Here is a 16,468-nt window from a genome sequence, read left to right on the forward strand (position 1 = left end):
TCAAGAACTGTCCCAAGCATCGATTATCTTTTTCTTAAATTTTTTGAGTTCATCGTCACTAACTACTTTTCCATTTATAAGTAAGTACCCCTTTAAAGTTCTAAGAATAAAAGACACTATTGCGTGACCTATCATATCCCCCTTAAGGCCATATGGTGGCTTAGCAAGAAATATTAAATCCTTTTCATTTATTGCACCCCTTTTGGATACTCTTTCTACAGCCACCTCAATCATAGTTTTTACTGGATGGTAGATATTTTCCATGAAGCGAAGATCATCATCGACAATCCAGTTTCCATTGGAATCACGTAATAGATAAGATAAATAAGATATAATACCTTTTTTAGTCTTTGATTTGAATTCATTGAGATTTTCAGAAAGAAGAAATATTTCCGAGATTTTTGGATAATTTCCATTCTTCCATAAGTTTCTATTCTTACGTATATTAGTAATATTCTCAGGACCTAAAGGGAAAATTCTTCTTGAGAAATCATTGTTTATCATTTTACTAATATGCAAAAGTTTGTTACAATAGCCTGATTCACCATTAATATGCCAAAAAAAGCCAGAATGCAACATATCAATAATCCATAGGGAAACTATTTGATCCGCTTTTTCATGGTATTCTTCATTTTTTAATGTAAATCCACGTGTTTTGTTATTGAGAAACAATTCAAATTCTTTAAAATGTTCACAAGGCACTATAGAAACTAGATTTTTATAATTAAATAACTTTTTCGCTTTATCATTCAATAATATTACATCTTCTTTATTTATAGATAAAAAGAGGACTATATTTATGTTCTGGTTGTTGAATTTAAAATTTTGTAGCTGTTTTTCTATCAAGGTAATATTTTTGAAATCTAGAAGAATTAAATTAACATCACGATTTGTTGAGTTCTTGAAAAGATTTTTAAATTCTGTTTTATTTCTAAGAATGGCAGAAGGTCTTTTATACATATTTTTTATCAATTTTTCTTTGATTTCTGTTTCATATTTCCTAAGTTTTATTTTTTCGTGGTTTTTGAGGGACTTCAAGTAAAATTTAAGTATATTTTTTGATTCTAGCTCTTTAAGTTCAACAAAATCTTCATTGAAGTTGGAGATAATTTTAAGTTCCTCTAATATCTTTAAGTGATTTATTAAATTCTTTTTTGATATTCCAAATAACTTATACGGCCCTCCAGGGCAGCCTTTATCATAGAGTTCTTCAAAGGAAATTCTAGAGGTTTCAAGATACTCCGCTAATTTATAAAGGCTATATCCAACCATATATGACTCAACATTAACTGTTTTTCTGATTATATGTCGAACATAATTACCCTTCATTTCAATAGAAACTAGTTTTCTTAATCTTGAATGTCTAAAAAGGTTAAATAAAGCGCTTACAGAGTTCATTGCTGACTTTCTTCCTAAATTTCCATTTTCCAGGACAAGATTTAAAACCTCCTTTTTTGTTACCTTTACATTAAATTGTATGAAATCACAGAAAAAATTGACAATAGGAGATCCATAATATAGGTTTATCCATAAAACAAAAAATGTAAAATCTGGATTCAAGAAATAAATTTCTAATAAATCCTGAGATAAATCTTTTGAGCTTAATAAATTAGCATCTAAAAGCCAGTTGATTACTGCTTTTCTTTGAATAGGGCCAAGGTTACTCTCAGATTTTATCCAATCTTCACCATAAATCAGATAATCGATGAGCCATTCTTCCCTTAAGCCAAATGTAGAATATCTGTCAAATCCTTTTTTAAGCATGATATCACTGATAACTACCTTTTTGTTGCTTCATTGACTATAATATGGAACATCGAAAGTATTTAAAAGTAGAAAATTTAATTTATCTATATAAAATTTTCCCCTCATTTATAACGTTATTACTAATATGGTGATTTCATGCAAAGATTGGAATTCAAAAAAGACGCCATATTTTTACCTTATCTCGCAGGATACTTTGATGCAAGAGGTTCATTCATTGTTGACAAATATAATAACATTATAATGAATTTTTATGGAGATGAAAAATTCTTAGAAGAACTTAATTCTCTTTTTGGCGTTGGTACTGTTACCTTAATGCCAAGTGCTAGTTGGAAGATTATGAACAACGATATTTCTGTCATTTTAGATCAGCTGATATCCTATATAATAATAAAAAAGGACCAAGCATTACAAGTAAATAACACTATAAAAGATAAAGAGTTCTGTTTTGTTATAAAAGAACCTCCTGAGGACATAAATTTTTTTGATTATGTTAAAGAGGAATGGTTTTATTTATACCTTGTTGGCTATTTTGATGGTTCCTCCCGCTGGAATTTAAAGAAATATAAGAAATCAAATGAATATTATCTTCAGATCAGCCTCATATCCAAATATGAAGAGCTGGTTGTACTTCTATCTGAGGTTTTTAATTCAGGTTATATAATCCCCTACAATGATAAGTTTAAATTTATAGTTATGTTCCAAGATTCACTCAGATTAATCGATGAGTTAGAACCTTTATTGATAAATAAAAGATCTGAATTAGAAATGGCACTAAAATTCAAAAAACTTCTTTATTTAGGCAAATACGAAGAAATAGAGAAACTTATGGACGAATTTAAGTCAGAAAAACAAAATTTATCGAATAATACAACAAGAATAATTAATGTGTGTGAAAAGTTATTTAGAAAGGTTCAGTCTAAAATTAAATACCTCGAAATAAGTAAATCAAAATTCTGTCAGGAAGCCATCTACTATTCCTATGACAACTTAGACCTGTTTAAGAGCACCGAAGATTTGTGTGAGGGTAAAAAAAAGGAATTTCAGATAGCAGTCAACATAAACAACCATGTTGAGGAAAAAATAAATGCTTTATCTAATTTTGATGAATCTAAAAGTTCTGCAATAAGAAGGGCCATAACGTTCTATTTAAATGATTTAGACTCTGAAAATGATGATAACAAATTAAATAAAGATATTGATCCATTTGATTTGCTTGATCAATTAAAAAAACAATAGGAGGACTCTATTGGCTCCCCCCAAACTTCCAGCTTCAAAAAAATGGAGAGAATCTCTAGAAAAAGATTTTGGATTTACCTACATTTCATCTAGAAAAGAATTACCTGATCCTGATAGTGTCATATGGACTACCTCCTGCTCAAAAACAAAAAAGACGCAGAGATTAGGAAGGCCTAGGGACTTTTACAATGGACGTTATCACAACCGATTTTATGAGTACGTCGAGAATAATAAACTCACATATGGCATACTTTCTGATAAATATGGTATTCATATGTTTGATGAAGAATTAGGATACTACGACATACATCCACAGGAATTAACACTAGAAAAAAAGGAAGAACTTGGAAAATTTATCAATAGAAAAGCAAAAAGATATGGGTTTGACGAAATTATTTTTTATTACCCAAGCCCACTAATGTCCAAACCTTACTTTGAAATTCTATGGTTCTCTAATTTAAAGGTGTATTATATGACTAAATTTAATTTAACTAGGGAAATAAAACCCTAGTTTGATATAACCCTTCTTAATGAGCCCCTCCTGAGCTTTTTTAAAGTCTATATTTTCTTTTAACGCTCTTTTTTTAAGTTTCTCATAATCAATAATTCCCGCTTCACTCAGGGAATTTATAGCCTTTAAAAGGCCCAATTCGTCAGGACTGAGATCATCTTTCATTTGATATTCAAATTCTTTCTTAATTTTTAACTTTAAATCATCTATTTGTGACGCTGAAACTTCTTGTTCCGTTATATCATTTTTTAGTTTTGAAGCGAACTCTTTTATTAAAGCCTCAAGAGCCACTCTCGAATCAGCACTAATTTTAACGCGGTAAAGAACATTTTCATATTCTTTAATAAATTCTAACTGTTTTTTCCTATAATTCCTCCAAATTTCTTTTATAGGCTTGTTAATATCATAATTCAAGTCATGATTCAAATTATCCAATAGTTCAAGCCAATTTCCGTGATCCTTCCCATAAGCTCTTAAGTCTTGCAAACGTAGATCCTCATACTTCTCTTTGATAGAATTAAATTTCTCTCTATGTTTATTTAATTCGTTTTTTTCTAATTTACCATCATCAAATACTTTATTAGAAATATCTAATATTTCATGAGTATGGCCAATTGTATCCAATAGCATCTTTTCCTTATTCATTAAGGCATTCAAGTAGTTTAATAACATGTCGACATTATCTAACTTATCTTTTAGTTCTTTAATCCTTTCTTTTATTTGATCCCTTAGTTCTCTCAAAGAAATGGGAGATATCCTCTTTTCAGTCACATTTATGCTAATCGAATTTATCTCTTCAAAAAACTCCGTTGTTAGTTTTAATTTTGGGTCAATCTGAATACTTTTTAGCTTACCAGCGACTTTATTTCTTCTTTTTTTAAGTTCATCAATATCCAAACTTTTTAAAAGTGAGTAGGGTGTTCTAGACCTGAATTCTTCTTCCTTTTGTTTAATTTTATAGAACTTTAGGTTATAATAATATGCTGTTGATGGAGATTTATCAAATTTGAAGTGATCAAAATCGTCAAGATTTGAAATTGCATTTTTTAATTCTTCCTTTGTGCAGGAACTTTCGTATAGTTTTTTTATTCCTTCAAAATCATTTAACATGTTGGTATATTCCTTAATACTTTTAACTCCACCATCAATTTTTAATTTCAGTATAGTTTCACAATCCTTAGAGATTGTTTCAAGGAATCTTTCAAAATCACTTTTTATCTTTTTAATTTCATGAAAAGATTCTTTACTTTTTCTGGCCGCGCCTTCAAAAAAGGTTTTTAAACAACGTTGGTTTTTGCCGCAAGAAAATATTTCCGTTAAAAGCTTTTTACATATGAAAATTTTTGTTGAAACTGCTTCTTTATAATCTGGGTGTCCATAATATTCTTTTATAAAATCAGAATTTTCATTAACGAAACTAGTAAACTCATCTAACATGATAAGTTTATGACCCTTCTTTTTGGTCATGAAAATATGTCCAAAGAGTTTGTATAACTCTTTTCTTTCAAGCTCTTTATTAAATTTATCTAAATGTTTCAAAATCTCTTTGTATTCCTCTTCTATGTCTGTAATTTCTATTTCATCTCTATTTCTCTTTATTTTATTTTTATATTCTAAAATATTCAGAAATAGATCAGAAAAAATGTTTTTACTTTTTGATTTGAGTATAAAATAAAGATTGAGGTCGTTCTCTTTAATTTTGCCTTCCTTCTTGATTATTTCATATATTCTCCTTTCAACAGGATGTTCAATGACTTTATATTTACCATCTAATTCTTCTAAAAAGCCATGTTCACGTAACTCAATGGATATTTTCTTGACATCCTCTGGGGAATCTTCAAGGTCGCTTCTAATAAAACCTTTCTTAGTTCCATAAAGTTTAAATTTTAATATGCCATTCAGGTTTTTCTCTAAAACTTCATTTGCAGACAGTGGTTCATTAATATAATTTAAATATAATTTAAGCGTATCAGCAAATTTACTTAAGTTTTCGGTTGCTACTTGATCTACAACTAATCCCTTTTTCTTCTGGATTTTAAGCCATTCTCTAATATTTTCTTGAAGCTTAAGATCATCAAAAATATTTTTAAATTCTATATTAAGTAATGACTTGTCAACAGATTTATTGCGTGACTCGTATGCACAAAGAAGCCGTTTAGTTAATGTTTGATGAAGATGGATATCTATAAGTTGAGATGTCCCTTTTTTACCTAATCCCTCCAATTCAAGGCGTTCGCGGGCTCTTTGTGTAAACTCTCCATTATATACTAGGAGACAGCCATGAATACTAAAATCATTTTTTAGAGTTTCCGAAATTTCTTTAATATGAGTTTCTTTAATGTCTCCCTGCACAAATTTAGTTAATAATCTAATATCAACTTCTAGATCAGGATCATGTAACTTTAAAACCACTTCGTTTTCTCTCAACTCCGAACCTGTAACCTCAACTTTCTTGTAGGTAACCTTAATTTTTTTATAAGTTTCAAGTCCTTCAATAAATGCACTTTCGATATTGTTTTTATACTCCTCTGCAAGGTTTAATGAGATTCTCCGCCAAATTGATAATCTCTCTTCTTTCTTGAGAATATATCCTAAGAACCTTGGGATAGGAGTAGGATACAAGATTTCTGCAAAGGTATTTGAAATTATGTAATAGCGCTCACTTTCATCCACCATGTCCCTGAAAAGTGCCTCTATCTCGTTTAAATAATCTTCATTTACCTCATTCTTGAATAGTTCTTTAAGGCTTTCTGATGTAGTTGGAATAAATATTCTCGTATTTAAAGCATCTGAATTGCCTTCAAAAAATGTTATAGAATCTTCGAATTGATCCAGTGGTTCCGAGTAATCACCTATCTGAAGAACCTCTTTTTGCAGAATGTCATCGGTTTTTATATAATCACTCAACTTTTCTTTTATATCTTCAAAACTTAGATGTTCTTTGAGCGGAAATACAGGTATAATAGCGTTATCGATACCATGTTCATTTTCTACCTTCTCATTGATGATACGAATAAATTTATATACGCTGGCTTCTTCGCTATCGATGAATTTAGATAAATCTCCTATGGAAATAGGCCTCATATAAGCTATTAAAATGTTAAATAGGTTTATTAAAGATTTTATTTTATCTTTGGACACTTCCGATGTATCTTTAAGATATCTTAAGATATTTTTATAATTTTCCACATCAACACAAAGTGTTTGGGCTCCAAAAACGTATATTCTAGTCTCTTGTAGAAAATCAATAAAGTGGTCATATTCAACTACTTCGAAAAAGTCTTCATCATAGTTCGCAAATTTAGTAAAAAGTTCAATAAACAACTTCTTCAAGTTACCCAAATTTCCCAGGCTTAGTCTATGAAGAGTATCAAATATTCCACTATCTCCCAGCGGATAAGGAGTTGGTTCTGATCCATCGTACAATCTTTTAATAAGATTTCTCAAAAATTCTATGGATTCCCACTTTCTTATAGTGCTTAATTCTACCTCATGAACTCTCCTTTCATAACCACCCGCAATTAAACTTAGTTCTTCATCTGTTTCGAGCCTATATTTAGCATCAGGTGTTAATGAGATAAATAAATGTACAGAACCTGAAAAATCACCATTAGCATCTATTTTTTTATAACTGCCATTAATAAGCTCTTTAATCCCTGAAATCATACTTTTAAGAGTCTCAGGAGTATTTAAAAGCTCTTCAAATTCGTCTATGAATATAAATATCCTTTGAGATCCATTGTAATCTCCCAAGATGAAGTCAAGTGCATCCTCAAGATAGTCCTCTGGAAATTCGTAACTTTTAATTGATGGTAAACCAATTTCATTTTCAGCGTTTACGCCCTCAAATATCGTGGAAAGTATTCTTACAGATGAAAGAGAGCTTCTTTCAATAACATTGATCATTTCTTTGGTCTTTAAAATATTAGAAAGAGTTGATGCGGACACAAAGAAGGCCATATGGCCCTTTTCTTCTAGTTCTTTTCTAATAAAGCCATTATAAAGCTCAGTTTTTCCCTGACCCCATTCTCCTATAATATTACAAGCGTTAAGACCTTTTGAAACTTCACACATTTTTATATAATCTCTTAGCTTGTTTATAACATGTTTTCTACTTTCTATCTCCTCAAAACTTGTTCCATTTTCCTCTTTTGAAACCCAAGAAGTTAAATTTTCTTTTTTGTATATCTGAGTTTTCATAAAATCACCCATCAGTACTCAAATCCTTCACGTAGTCTTTTTAGAGTTGAAACAACATCAGTTGTACCCATAGGATGTGGAACTATCCTATCACTCTTAGGAATTTTGATCATCATTGGAAAGGGTAATTTGTTCATCTGACCTGTTACTATCATATGGCCCTGAGTTAGACGTGTTAAGCGATTTTCAAGTGAAGAAGGAAGACCCCCAGTGGCTGTTCTAACATAAGAAACATCATCGGGAGAAATCCTATGTATAAAAAATGTGTTGCACATAGACAAAACTATTTTATCAATAAATGAAGGTCTTTGAGTTACAATGCATAGCGACAATCCAAATTTTCTACCCTGAGTTGCAATTAAAGATAACTTATTTTTAGCTAAACTGGAGCTTATAGGATAACTCCTATCTGGAATAAAGTTCTGGGCTTCCTCTATTAAGAAAATTAAATATCTTGTTCTATTTTCAATTTTATATTTTGAGAATTTGTTAAAAAGCAAATTAGCCAAATATGTCATTACAAGCTGTTTTACTTGAATATCAACACCAGTAGCCCCCTCCTCAGAAAAATCAATTATTGCAATCCCGCCGTTTTCTGTAATGTCATCAATAAAGTCATCTCTGGTTAATTCTGATTCAGATTTCGCTGATAATATCCCATAATTATATTCTATTTCCCTAAATTTTTCGAATGCTCTTTCAATAGCAGGTTTAGTGGCAGAGGCTATTCTTTTGTTATCAAAGTTTCTTAATTCTCTTATCAATTCTTCATAGCTATCATCATCCACAAAGAAATCATGTAGTGACTCATAACCTAAGTTTTCTTTTATATACTCGAAGAGAGTTACTATTCCATTTACTTGAAGTTCTGCACCATCTAAACTTCCTTTATAATACATTACAATTGTTTCAGCCATTTCTTTAACTGAAAGGCGGTCTAAATCAATACCAATGACAGGTTCTCCCATTAATTCATGGTTTTCATTAGCTATGTGAGGAAATACAAATCTTTTAACCCATCCTACAGGACTTATTCTGGGGTCTACATCCCCATAATCATGTTTTTTAAAATATTTATCATACTCTAAGTAATCTCCATTTGCATCTATGATCATCATAGGAAATGAAACAGCACGACTTTCACTTGCTTTAATACCCATAAACTTCTCAATCAAGACTCCTGTACTAAAAGATTTTCCACTACCTGTTGTACCGAATACTGCCATGTGCATTGGGACTTTCTCAATATCTAAAGGTATTGGTGCCTTTTTGTAACCAAATAGTGTTCCAAACCATATATAACCAGGTTCATCCCTTGAAATACCAAATATATCTTCATAGTGCTCTTCAAGATCTATCTTTAAAACTTCATCCCCTGGTTTTGGAGGATAATTGACTTCAGTGTTAGGAAGTTGAATTAAAAGATCCAATTCACATATCTCATACTTGCGGGCGATGTTATCCGGAATATGTAAACCTTTACGACGTGCCTCAGACCAAGGATCATCTTCAGTATAATAAGCGTTAAATGGAACTATTTTAGCTACTCGTGCAAGGATCTTACTGCCCATTTTTGTAGCAACTAAAACCAGCATCCCCTCATAAATATTTCCTGACTCAGAACTCTCCAATAGTTGAAATTTAGCAGTCCTTGTTGTCGCACCGCTTAAAACAATACCAATTTTATCTTTAATTTAAATCACCCCATGTTATTCATTATAATCATGTCCTCAATGCTGCCTGTTGCATGTGTTCTTGCAAGAATCTCTTCGTAAATAACCTGCGCAGCACCCCCCCTTATTTTACACTTCTCGTGGGCAATCTCAATAGGTACCGGTATATTCTGGCCTGGAAATGTCCACTCATATGACGCAGTAACTGCCCGTTGCACTCTCAAGTTAACATCACCTTTATCATACTTCATTGGAATATCAAGCCGGATAATTTCTGAAGAAAAATCTTTCTGGAAGAAAACAGAAAATATTCTGATACCATAATTAGAATATCTTCTACTTATTTCATCCTTTAATTCAAGAGGATGTGTGAAAAGAACATCATCATAATTGTTATCAAGCCGGTATGCAGTGAAAAAGTAAGCAAAAAGGTTTTTATCTACTGAGAAATTTTTGAGTAACTTATTTCTCTCTAATTTTAAAATCCTTTCATATTCCCTTAGGAAATGGGAATCAATACATTTTTTAACACATCCTACTAGCAAAGACTGGGATGTAGCTTTTTTTATTGCATCACATCTGTATTCAACATAATTTTCATCAATATAACCTGGTGGATCTACAACTGGCCCGTCAATAAATACAATTGATTCTGTGTTCTTCGTATTCCAATCTTCTAAAGCCTTGGTTTCCCCTAAGAGCATTCTTCTTGAAGCTTCACCATCAATAGATTTGTGTTTATTCTCATCAATTTCCTCTATTCCTGCAGCATAAACGTCAACAACAGGTTCACCAGATAATCCTTTTTCAAAAAGTATCCTCACAATTGAATAAGGAGCGTACCATTTAGAACCAATAGGCCCTACACTATAAAAACTGCCATCGATACCAACGCTACACCATTTTCTAAACTGACCATAATCTTTAAGGTCATCGATAGTAAAAATGATTTTTTTTAGAGAAGATAAGTCTTTAAATACCTTTTTTGATTGTTTCTTTATCAAACGAAAAGTTCTACTTATTTCATATCCCTTTTCATTGGCACTATCAATTAAATTTATTAAAACTTCTCCATCGGTTTCATTGAATTCTATTCTTTTTTTTATTTCATCTATATCCATTATAATACACCATTACCCCAGTTTCTGATGAACCACTTCCTGAAGAGCGTAATTAAAATGTTTTGAAAAAAATCCTTTTTTTAATCTTTCATTGCAGAAATCAAAACAACTGCCGTCCAATAATTTTTCATAATACAAATCCCTTTCCCTCATAAAAACCCAAGCGTTATGTATTGCTCTGCTCTTAAAATCAGAGTCTAATACTTCTATTTTCTCTTTTAAAGATTTGTATCTGCAAATTGGGCATTCACAAAGATCTAAGAGTTTTTTGTCATCTTTACTTAAAGAAGGCCTTCCATTGTTTTTATTAAGAGGATATCTATCACCTACTCCTGGCAGTTGAATACAGCCATAGGCCGCTTTTAATCTCCAACCCATTGAGTCAAGGGAATCAACACCTAAGGAGTACATCAGATGCATGGATTTCGCGCTACCAATACCAAAAACATGCAATAAAGAATCTGGGAATTCCTTCCTTACCATTCTTACCGAGTCTATTATGAAGTTAACACTATTTTTAAATTTTTTACTCCCTCTGCATTTAAAAATCAAAGGAACTATACTGCCCAATCCAATAATAGGAGGATTCTCATGAATCTTCTTTATGTCATTACAACTATTTCTAAGATCTTCTAAAGAATAACCATGAACAACAGGTATTAACGGAATTTTACCATTTTTTAACATTAAATCAGAATTTTGAAGAGTTTTCATCCATCTATCCTTATTCTTCATCTCATTTTCCAAGGGATTGAGCGGATGATCAAGCACAACACCTAGATCTGGCTTGGACATTTCATAAAGTTCAAGTATGTCTTCTGGATCAACTTCTAAACTATCCTTTTTCTGAAAGGAGAATCCTCCAGAGTCCATTATCACTAAACCATCGAAGCCCAGATATTTGTGGATCCCTTTTTCGCATATTTCTTCGTATACTCTTCGATTTCTAATAATTTCATATGCACTAACCATGATGGTCTCAATATCAAAATGATTCCATATATGTGGCTGAGCTGAGGGAAGGTGCCCTAGCCATAATAAAGGTGTATAAACTGATTTTTTGTTAATTTTTAACTTTGCAGATCTTACAAGAGGAAATATATCATCAACATAATAATCTTCAAAGGAAACTTTACTACTCCACAAGCTCACCTAATCACCCGCGCTTGATATGATAAATTATTACTGTAATGAATACATTGAGTTAGTAGCACTTCTATATATTCTCTAATCTTTACTATTAAATGATAACTATTAACAAAAAATAAAAAAATTAAATAATAGCTACAAAGATAAATGTCATGTTACGAAAAATAACCATGATAAAAATAAATTAATATTATCCGAGAAGGTCACTTAACCTCTCGGCGCTCCTCTTCATCTCTATCCTGATCATTCCCAGGTTCACATCCACGTCGGTTATCACGACGAGGATCCCCTCACCGGCATCGATCATGAGGGTCTTACCACGTTTACCCTCAATCATGACCTGCTCGAGGGGCTCATGCTTTATCTCCTCGGCCGACCTCTCGGCTGTACCGAACACCGCTGAGGCCATTGCACCCACGAGTTCCGCGTCGATGTCACCTGAAACCTCACTCTCTATTATGAGACCGTCCTTTCCAACAACCAGGGATCCGTTAACACCGTTCACCCTTCCAAGGTCCTTGAGTATCCTTTCTATCAACTTCAAACCCCCTATTCAAACATCTTCCTCATGCACCTTCTTATTGTACCCTCAGCTGCACGGTCCCCCATGACGGTTTTGAGTTCACCTGTGAGGGCCTGGGCAGCCACAAGGTCCGTGTGTTTAACTTCGGCGCCCTCGATCCATTTCATGACATCATCGTTGAGCTGGGAGATCTTCCTGAGGGCCGCGTCCAGTTCCTCCTGTTCATCAAGGAGGTGCATTGACTTTGCGCTTTTCACTAGGAGTTCAGGGTTCATGGCCCTGGCCATTCCATCAACACCTGATGTCTCAACCAGGGATGCCATGGTCTGGAGTGTCATGAGTATCTGCTTCTCAACCATCTCCTCAGGGGCCTTTATTATCTGGGTACCCACATAGTAGTAGTCCAGGACACCTGCAAGTGCCACCGCAGTGACCAGGGAGCCCATATCTGCAACTGCTGAGGTCACATCCGCCGGGACCACGTAGGCGGTCTTACCAGTGCTCTCTGCGAGTTCAGCGCACCTTGCGATCTGTTCATCTGTTGCAATGTCAAGTTCCGCTGTGGGCCTTCCGCCTATAACGTAGTGTTCGTGCTGCGGTGTCCCTGGCACAGCCGCAGGGTGCATTGAGGACACCCCTATATCTGTTCTGTCCATTTTTAATTCTTTTTCGAGGACATAGTATAACACCACCGGTGATACCGTACAGGTGTTGGCTATAACAGCCCCCTCTGGTAGCTCAGGGAGTATCTCCCTGGCTATCCTTACGGTTCCCTTTCCGAATGGTGTGAAGAGCACAGCAACATCGGCTTCAGCTGAGGCCTCCTTATCATTATCTGTGACAGTTACACCTGCTTCCTCAACAAGGTTCCAGTGCCCATCTTCCAGTACGTCCCTTACAGGTTCTGCAAGTGTAACCTCGTGTCCGGCCTGTGCGAATTCCATGGCCATTCTGCTTCCGCCGTATGGAGCCTCCCCGCCGTACTTTTCAGGGAGGTTCAGTTCCTCAGTATATAATTTCTGATTACCAGCACCGTAAACTGTCACCTTCATTGTTATCACTCTTTCATGTGAAAGTCTCCAGAAGAAAAAATAGGTTATAGAAACTCACCCTATTAAAGTTTTTCCATGAACGGGCGGATAATATCATGTTATTACTCATTCAGAACATTGATATTCTATTATTACTTATTCGAAACATTAAATGGAGTTTTAATCTGAAAGATTTCATTTTCCGCTTGTGAAAGGTTATAAATAATCCATGATATAAATTAGTATCCAGTTCATGCTTTCTTCGAGGGGGTTCCGATGTGAAAGATCTTCAGAAAGGTGTCAGGGTACTGTCTGAGGTTATTATTCTGCTTCTACTTGGACTCGATGGGCTATCACTGCTTGTCAGCACATTTCTTCCCCTTCAGCCCGGGACATTCTCAAGGATAGTCCTCCTGGACCTCCTCACCAGTATCACGGTTGTGACAGCCTACATACTTCGGCCAGGAGTCCGCGACAGGTGGAACATTCCCGTTGTGATGGTGCCCTTCTACTTCATTGGCGTGAACCTCCTGGGGGCGAACCCTGATTCTGTCATACTTGCAGTTCTTAACCTCATAAAGGTTGTGGGGCTTTTCATTGCATTCAGGGACCTTGCGGGGTCTGTTGGGGAGTTCATAAGGACAAGCCGCCTAGGCTATGGCCTGGGGCTCTTTGTATCTGTGCTTTTCGTATTCACAATCGTCTTCTACCTGGTTGAGAGTCCGGTGAACCCCCTTGTGAGGACATATGAGGACTCATTATGGTACGTCCTCCAGACCATCACAACGGTGGGCTACGGTGATATAATACCCGTAACATCCCTTGGCAGGCTTACAGGTGTGATCATAATGATCAGTGCCATTGCATCCACAAGCCTGATAACCGCGTCCGCTACATCCACACTCCTTGAGACCCTGAGGAAGGAGCAGGAGAGGATAGATTCCACACGGAGGGATGAGTTCAGGAGGCTCAGTGATAAGCTGGATGAACTCGAGATGAAACTTGAGAGAATAGAGGACATGCTTGAAAAACGCAGATGAAGACTAACCCCCCAAAAAAACACAGACAAATTAACCCTTCACAGCTGTCCCGGTGGCTGTCACAGCTAGAACCTCCCCACCGAGGCCCCTGAGCACCGTGACCTCAACATCGATGTCAACCACCCCCACAGCCCCCATGGACTCAGCATTCTGCAGCATGCGCTCAACAGCCAGCCTTCGAAGTTCGGTGATTTCATCGGGTTTCCCGACAGCCTCCCCTGCGGCTATACATATCATTTCACCTCCAGCATCATATCCAAGGAGTATGGTCCCGTTTTTTGGCACCAGAAGGTCACCAACACCCTTACCTGCGAGTCCAAGGAGGTATGTTATGATTGCCGCGAGGAGGAAGTTCACTGCTGTGGGAAAGGCCGCCTGGAAGGCCAGCATCAGACCCCCCACCGTGAACACATTCCACTCGATGGGTTCGGCCGGGAAGAACCAGCCGTAGATGTTCACGGCAAAAAAGACCAGGATCGCGCTTACAGCACCGGTGCTTGCCCCGTACTTCCTCCCTGCAATGTATGACTCGACGAATCCTGCGAGGAGGGGGGATACTATGTACATGATGTTGAAGCCGAATACCACAAGCTGGAACCTTACAGAGAGGATGGCTGATAAGAGGCCCGCTGCAAGGCCCGCTGCAACCGCAATGACGGCCCACCTGTACCTCCCCACAGAAAACACCCCGGTTCACTCCTCAAGGGACACCGCTGTCCCGGTGGCGGATACGAGGATAGTGTTACCCATTGTACCCCCAAGGTTGTGGTAGTCAATCCTCACCCCTATAATTGCGTCAGCCCCCAGCTTCTCTGCGGCCTCCCTCATGGAGGATAGGGCCAGTTCCCTTGCCCTTGCAAGTTCCCTCTCATAGGCCGATGTCCTCCCACCAACCACGTCCCTCACACCCGAGAAGAGGTCCTTGTATATGTTGGCCCCTATGAGCGCATCCCCGGTCACGATACCATGGTACCTGCCTATCACCTTACCCTCAACGGTATTCGACGTTAATATGAGCATCAATAACACCCCACTCTAACCATAGCCACTTCGTAGTCCCCATGCATTATTCCCCCCATCACCAACACCCACTCTAAATATATCCACAATGGGATACATAGTTAACTGTACAGATAAAGGGGGGTTTATATGAGGGAATATTTTTTTCTGCTCCTCATCGTTGTGGCCGTTGCTGTCTCAGGCTGCACCGTCACAACCGAGGGCAACAATACAGTCCCGGACGTTCCATACAGGACGTACTCTGACAGTGAGATCTCATTCAGGTACCCTGCGAACTGGACCTCAGAGAACCTGACGGTTGCAAGTCCAAACAGCATCGCAGCGGTCGCTGACCCATCAGGGGTGGATGAGGCAGGTAACCTTGAGACCCTGGTCATCATACAGAGCATTCCACTGCCATCAGGGAGGACCCTGAAGGACGTCTATGATGAAACCTACCGGGCCTTTTCAGGTGAGCCAGGTTACAGGCTGATCTCTGAGAGGACGCTCACAGTTGACGGTGTAACCGCATATGAAAACATACACACCATCAACGTGGATGGGGTGGCGAAACAGGAACGTGCAACCTGGCTTGAGAAGAACGGGAAGATCTACGTCATACTCTGCGGAACAACGCCTGAGAGGTTCGATTCTGAAAAGAGGAACTTTGACCTTATCACCTACTCCTTCCAGGTGAAGTGATGAGAACCCTCACATCATTTTCTATCACTGCATCAATATCCAGGGTGAAGTGATGAGGCTCATTCCCCTTCTTTTTCTGATCATTGTATCTGTATCATGCTGCACAGCAGGCTACAGGGTCTTTGAGAACCATGAGATCATATTCCACTACCCCGCATCCTGGAGGCAGGTCTCCTTCATCCACCCACCATATGATGTGGAACGGGGTTACGAGTATGCCATCACCGTTGCAGAGCCTGGCGGGGAACTCAGGACCATGGTCACGGTTGAAAAACTGAAGGCTGACTACAGGTTCCCTGTACCGGATAATCTCACCGGAGAAAGGGAGGTCACAGTGAACGGCTACCGTGGGGTTGAGTTCATTTACCCTGAAAATGGTAGCATGGTGAGGGCGACCACAATTGTCACCCCCAGGGGGCGGTATGCCGTGATATGTAAGGCAGATAGGGGTGACTTTGAAATGGAGAAGGAAAACTTCGACCTTGTAACATACTCATTCAGGGTGAAGCAGTGAAA

General features: G+C 36.8%; 14 protein-coding genes. 5 read left to right on the forward strand and 9 right to left on the reverse strand.

Going from position 1 to position 16,468, the window contains the following annotated elements:
* Window positions 1-1,764, reverse strand: a complete 1,764-nt coding sequence (locus tag MTBMA_RS04340; protein WP_013295706.1) for a hypothetical protein — start codon at window positions 1,762-1,764, stop codon at window positions 1-3.
* Between the two features lie 138 nt (window positions 1,765-1,902).
* Between MTBMA_RS04340 and MTBMA_RS04345 the strand changes: the two genes are divergently transcribed.
* Complete coding sequence (locus tag MTBMA_RS04345) at window positions 1,903-3,003, forward strand: hypothetical protein (protein WP_013295707.1); 1,101 nt, start codon at window positions 1,903-1,905, stop codon at window positions 3,001-3,003.
* Between the two features lie 10 nt (window positions 3,004-3,013).
* Window positions 3,014-3,514 carry a DUF6884 domain-containing protein gene (locus tag MTBMA_RS04350; RefSeq protein WP_013295708.1) on the forward strand — a complete coding sequence of 167 codons (501 nt, stop codon included), beginning with the start codon at window positions 3,014-3,016 and terminating at the stop codon, window positions 3,512-3,514.
* On the opposite strand, the gene MTBMA_RS04355 is transcribed toward MTBMA_RS04350, so the two are convergent.
* The 6 genes from MTBMA_RS04355 to MTBMA_RS04380 form a co-directional block, all read right to left on the reverse strand.
* Window positions 3,491-7,714: a hypothetical protein gene (locus MTBMA_RS04355; protein ID WP_013295709.1), complete on the reverse strand. Its 4,224-nt coding sequence runs from the start codon at window positions 7,712-7,714 to the stop codon at window positions 3,491-3,493. The two genes, MTBMA_RS04350 and MTBMA_RS04355, sit on opposite strands and share 24 nt — an antisense overlap.
* An 11-nt stretch (window positions 7,715-7,725) precedes the next feature.
* Window positions 7,726-9,309 carry an ATP-binding protein gene (locus MTBMA_RS04360; protein ID WP_013295710.1) on the reverse strand — a complete coding sequence of 528 codons (1,584 nt, stop codon included), beginning with the start codon at window positions 9,307-9,309 and terminating at the stop codon, window positions 7,726-7,728.
* Window positions 9,310-9,413: 104 nt separating this feature from the next.
* The gene (locus tag MTBMA_RS04365) at window positions 9,414-10,508 is read right to left on the reverse strand and encodes a DNA double-strand break repair nuclease NurA (protein ID WP_013295711.1); all 1,095 of its coding nucleotides are present in this window, start codon (window positions 10,506-10,508) and stop codon (window positions 9,414-9,416) included.
* A 12-nt stretch (window positions 10,509-10,520) separates the two neighbouring features.
* On the reverse strand, window positions 10,521-11,660 hold the full coding sequence (locus MTBMA_RS04370) for a tRNA-guanine transglycosylase (RefSeq protein ID WP_013295712.1): 1,140 nt from the start codon (window positions 11,658-11,660) through the stop codon (window positions 10,521-10,523).
* 187 nt (window positions 11,661-11,847) lie between these two features.
* On the reverse strand, window positions 11,848-12,195 hold the full coding sequence (locus MTBMA_RS04375; RefSeq protein WP_013295713.1) for a roadblock/LC7 domain-containing protein: 348 nt from the start codon (window positions 12,193-12,195) through the stop codon (window positions 11,848-11,850).
* An 11-nt stretch (window positions 12,196-12,206) separates the two neighbouring features.
* Window positions 12,207-13,232: a H(2)-dependent methylenetetrahydromethanopterin dehydrogenase-related protein gene (locus MTBMA_RS04380; RefSeq protein WP_013295714.1), complete on the reverse strand. Its 1,026-nt coding sequence runs from the start codon at window positions 13,230-13,232 to the stop codon at window positions 12,207-12,209.
* A gap of 257 nt (window positions 13,233-13,489) precedes the next feature.
* Between MTBMA_RS04380 and MTBMA_RS04385 the strand changes: the two genes are divergently transcribed.
* On the forward strand, window positions 13,490-14,251 hold the full coding sequence (locus tag MTBMA_RS04385) for a potassium channel family protein (protein ID WP_013295715.1): 762 nt from the start codon (window positions 13,490-13,492) through the stop codon (window positions 14,249-14,251).
* A gap of 30 nt (window positions 14,252-14,281) precedes the next feature.
* Here MTBMA_RS04385 and MTBMA_RS04390 read toward each other — a convergent pair whose 3' ends face one another.
* Entirely contained in the window at window positions 14,282-14,929 is a 648-nt protein-coding gene (locus tag MTBMA_RS04390; RefSeq protein ID WP_013295716.1) for a heavy metal-binding domain-containing protein, read from the reverse strand.
* A gap of 15 nt (window positions 14,930-14,944) precedes the next feature.
* Window positions 14,945-15,271, reverse strand: coding sequence for a YbjQ family protein (locus MTBMA_RS04395; RefSeq protein WP_013295717.1), 327 nt, complete (start codon window positions 15,269-15,271; stop codon window positions 14,945-14,947).
* Between the two features lie 129 nt (window positions 15,272-15,400).
* Here MTBMA_RS04395 and MTBMA_RS04400 point away from each other — a divergent pair, with 129 nt between their 5' ends.
* Complete coding sequence (locus tag MTBMA_RS04400; protein WP_013295718.1) at window positions 15,401-15,952, forward strand: PsbP-related protein; 552 nt, start codon at window positions 15,401-15,403, stop codon at window positions 15,950-15,952.
* A 52-nt stretch (window positions 15,953-16,004) separates the two neighbouring features.
* Window positions 16,005-16,466, forward strand: coding sequence for a hypothetical protein (locus MTBMA_RS04405; RefSeq protein WP_013295719.1), 462 nt, complete (start codon window positions 16,005-16,007; stop codon window positions 16,464-16,466).
* Window positions 16,467-16,468 lie beyond the last annotated feature (2 nt).

The organism is Methanothermobacter marburgensis str. Marburg, from assembly GCF_000145295.1.
GTDB lineage: Archaea > Methanobacteriota > Methanobacteria > Methanobacteriales > Methanothermobacteraceae > Methanothermobacter > Methanothermobacter marburgensis.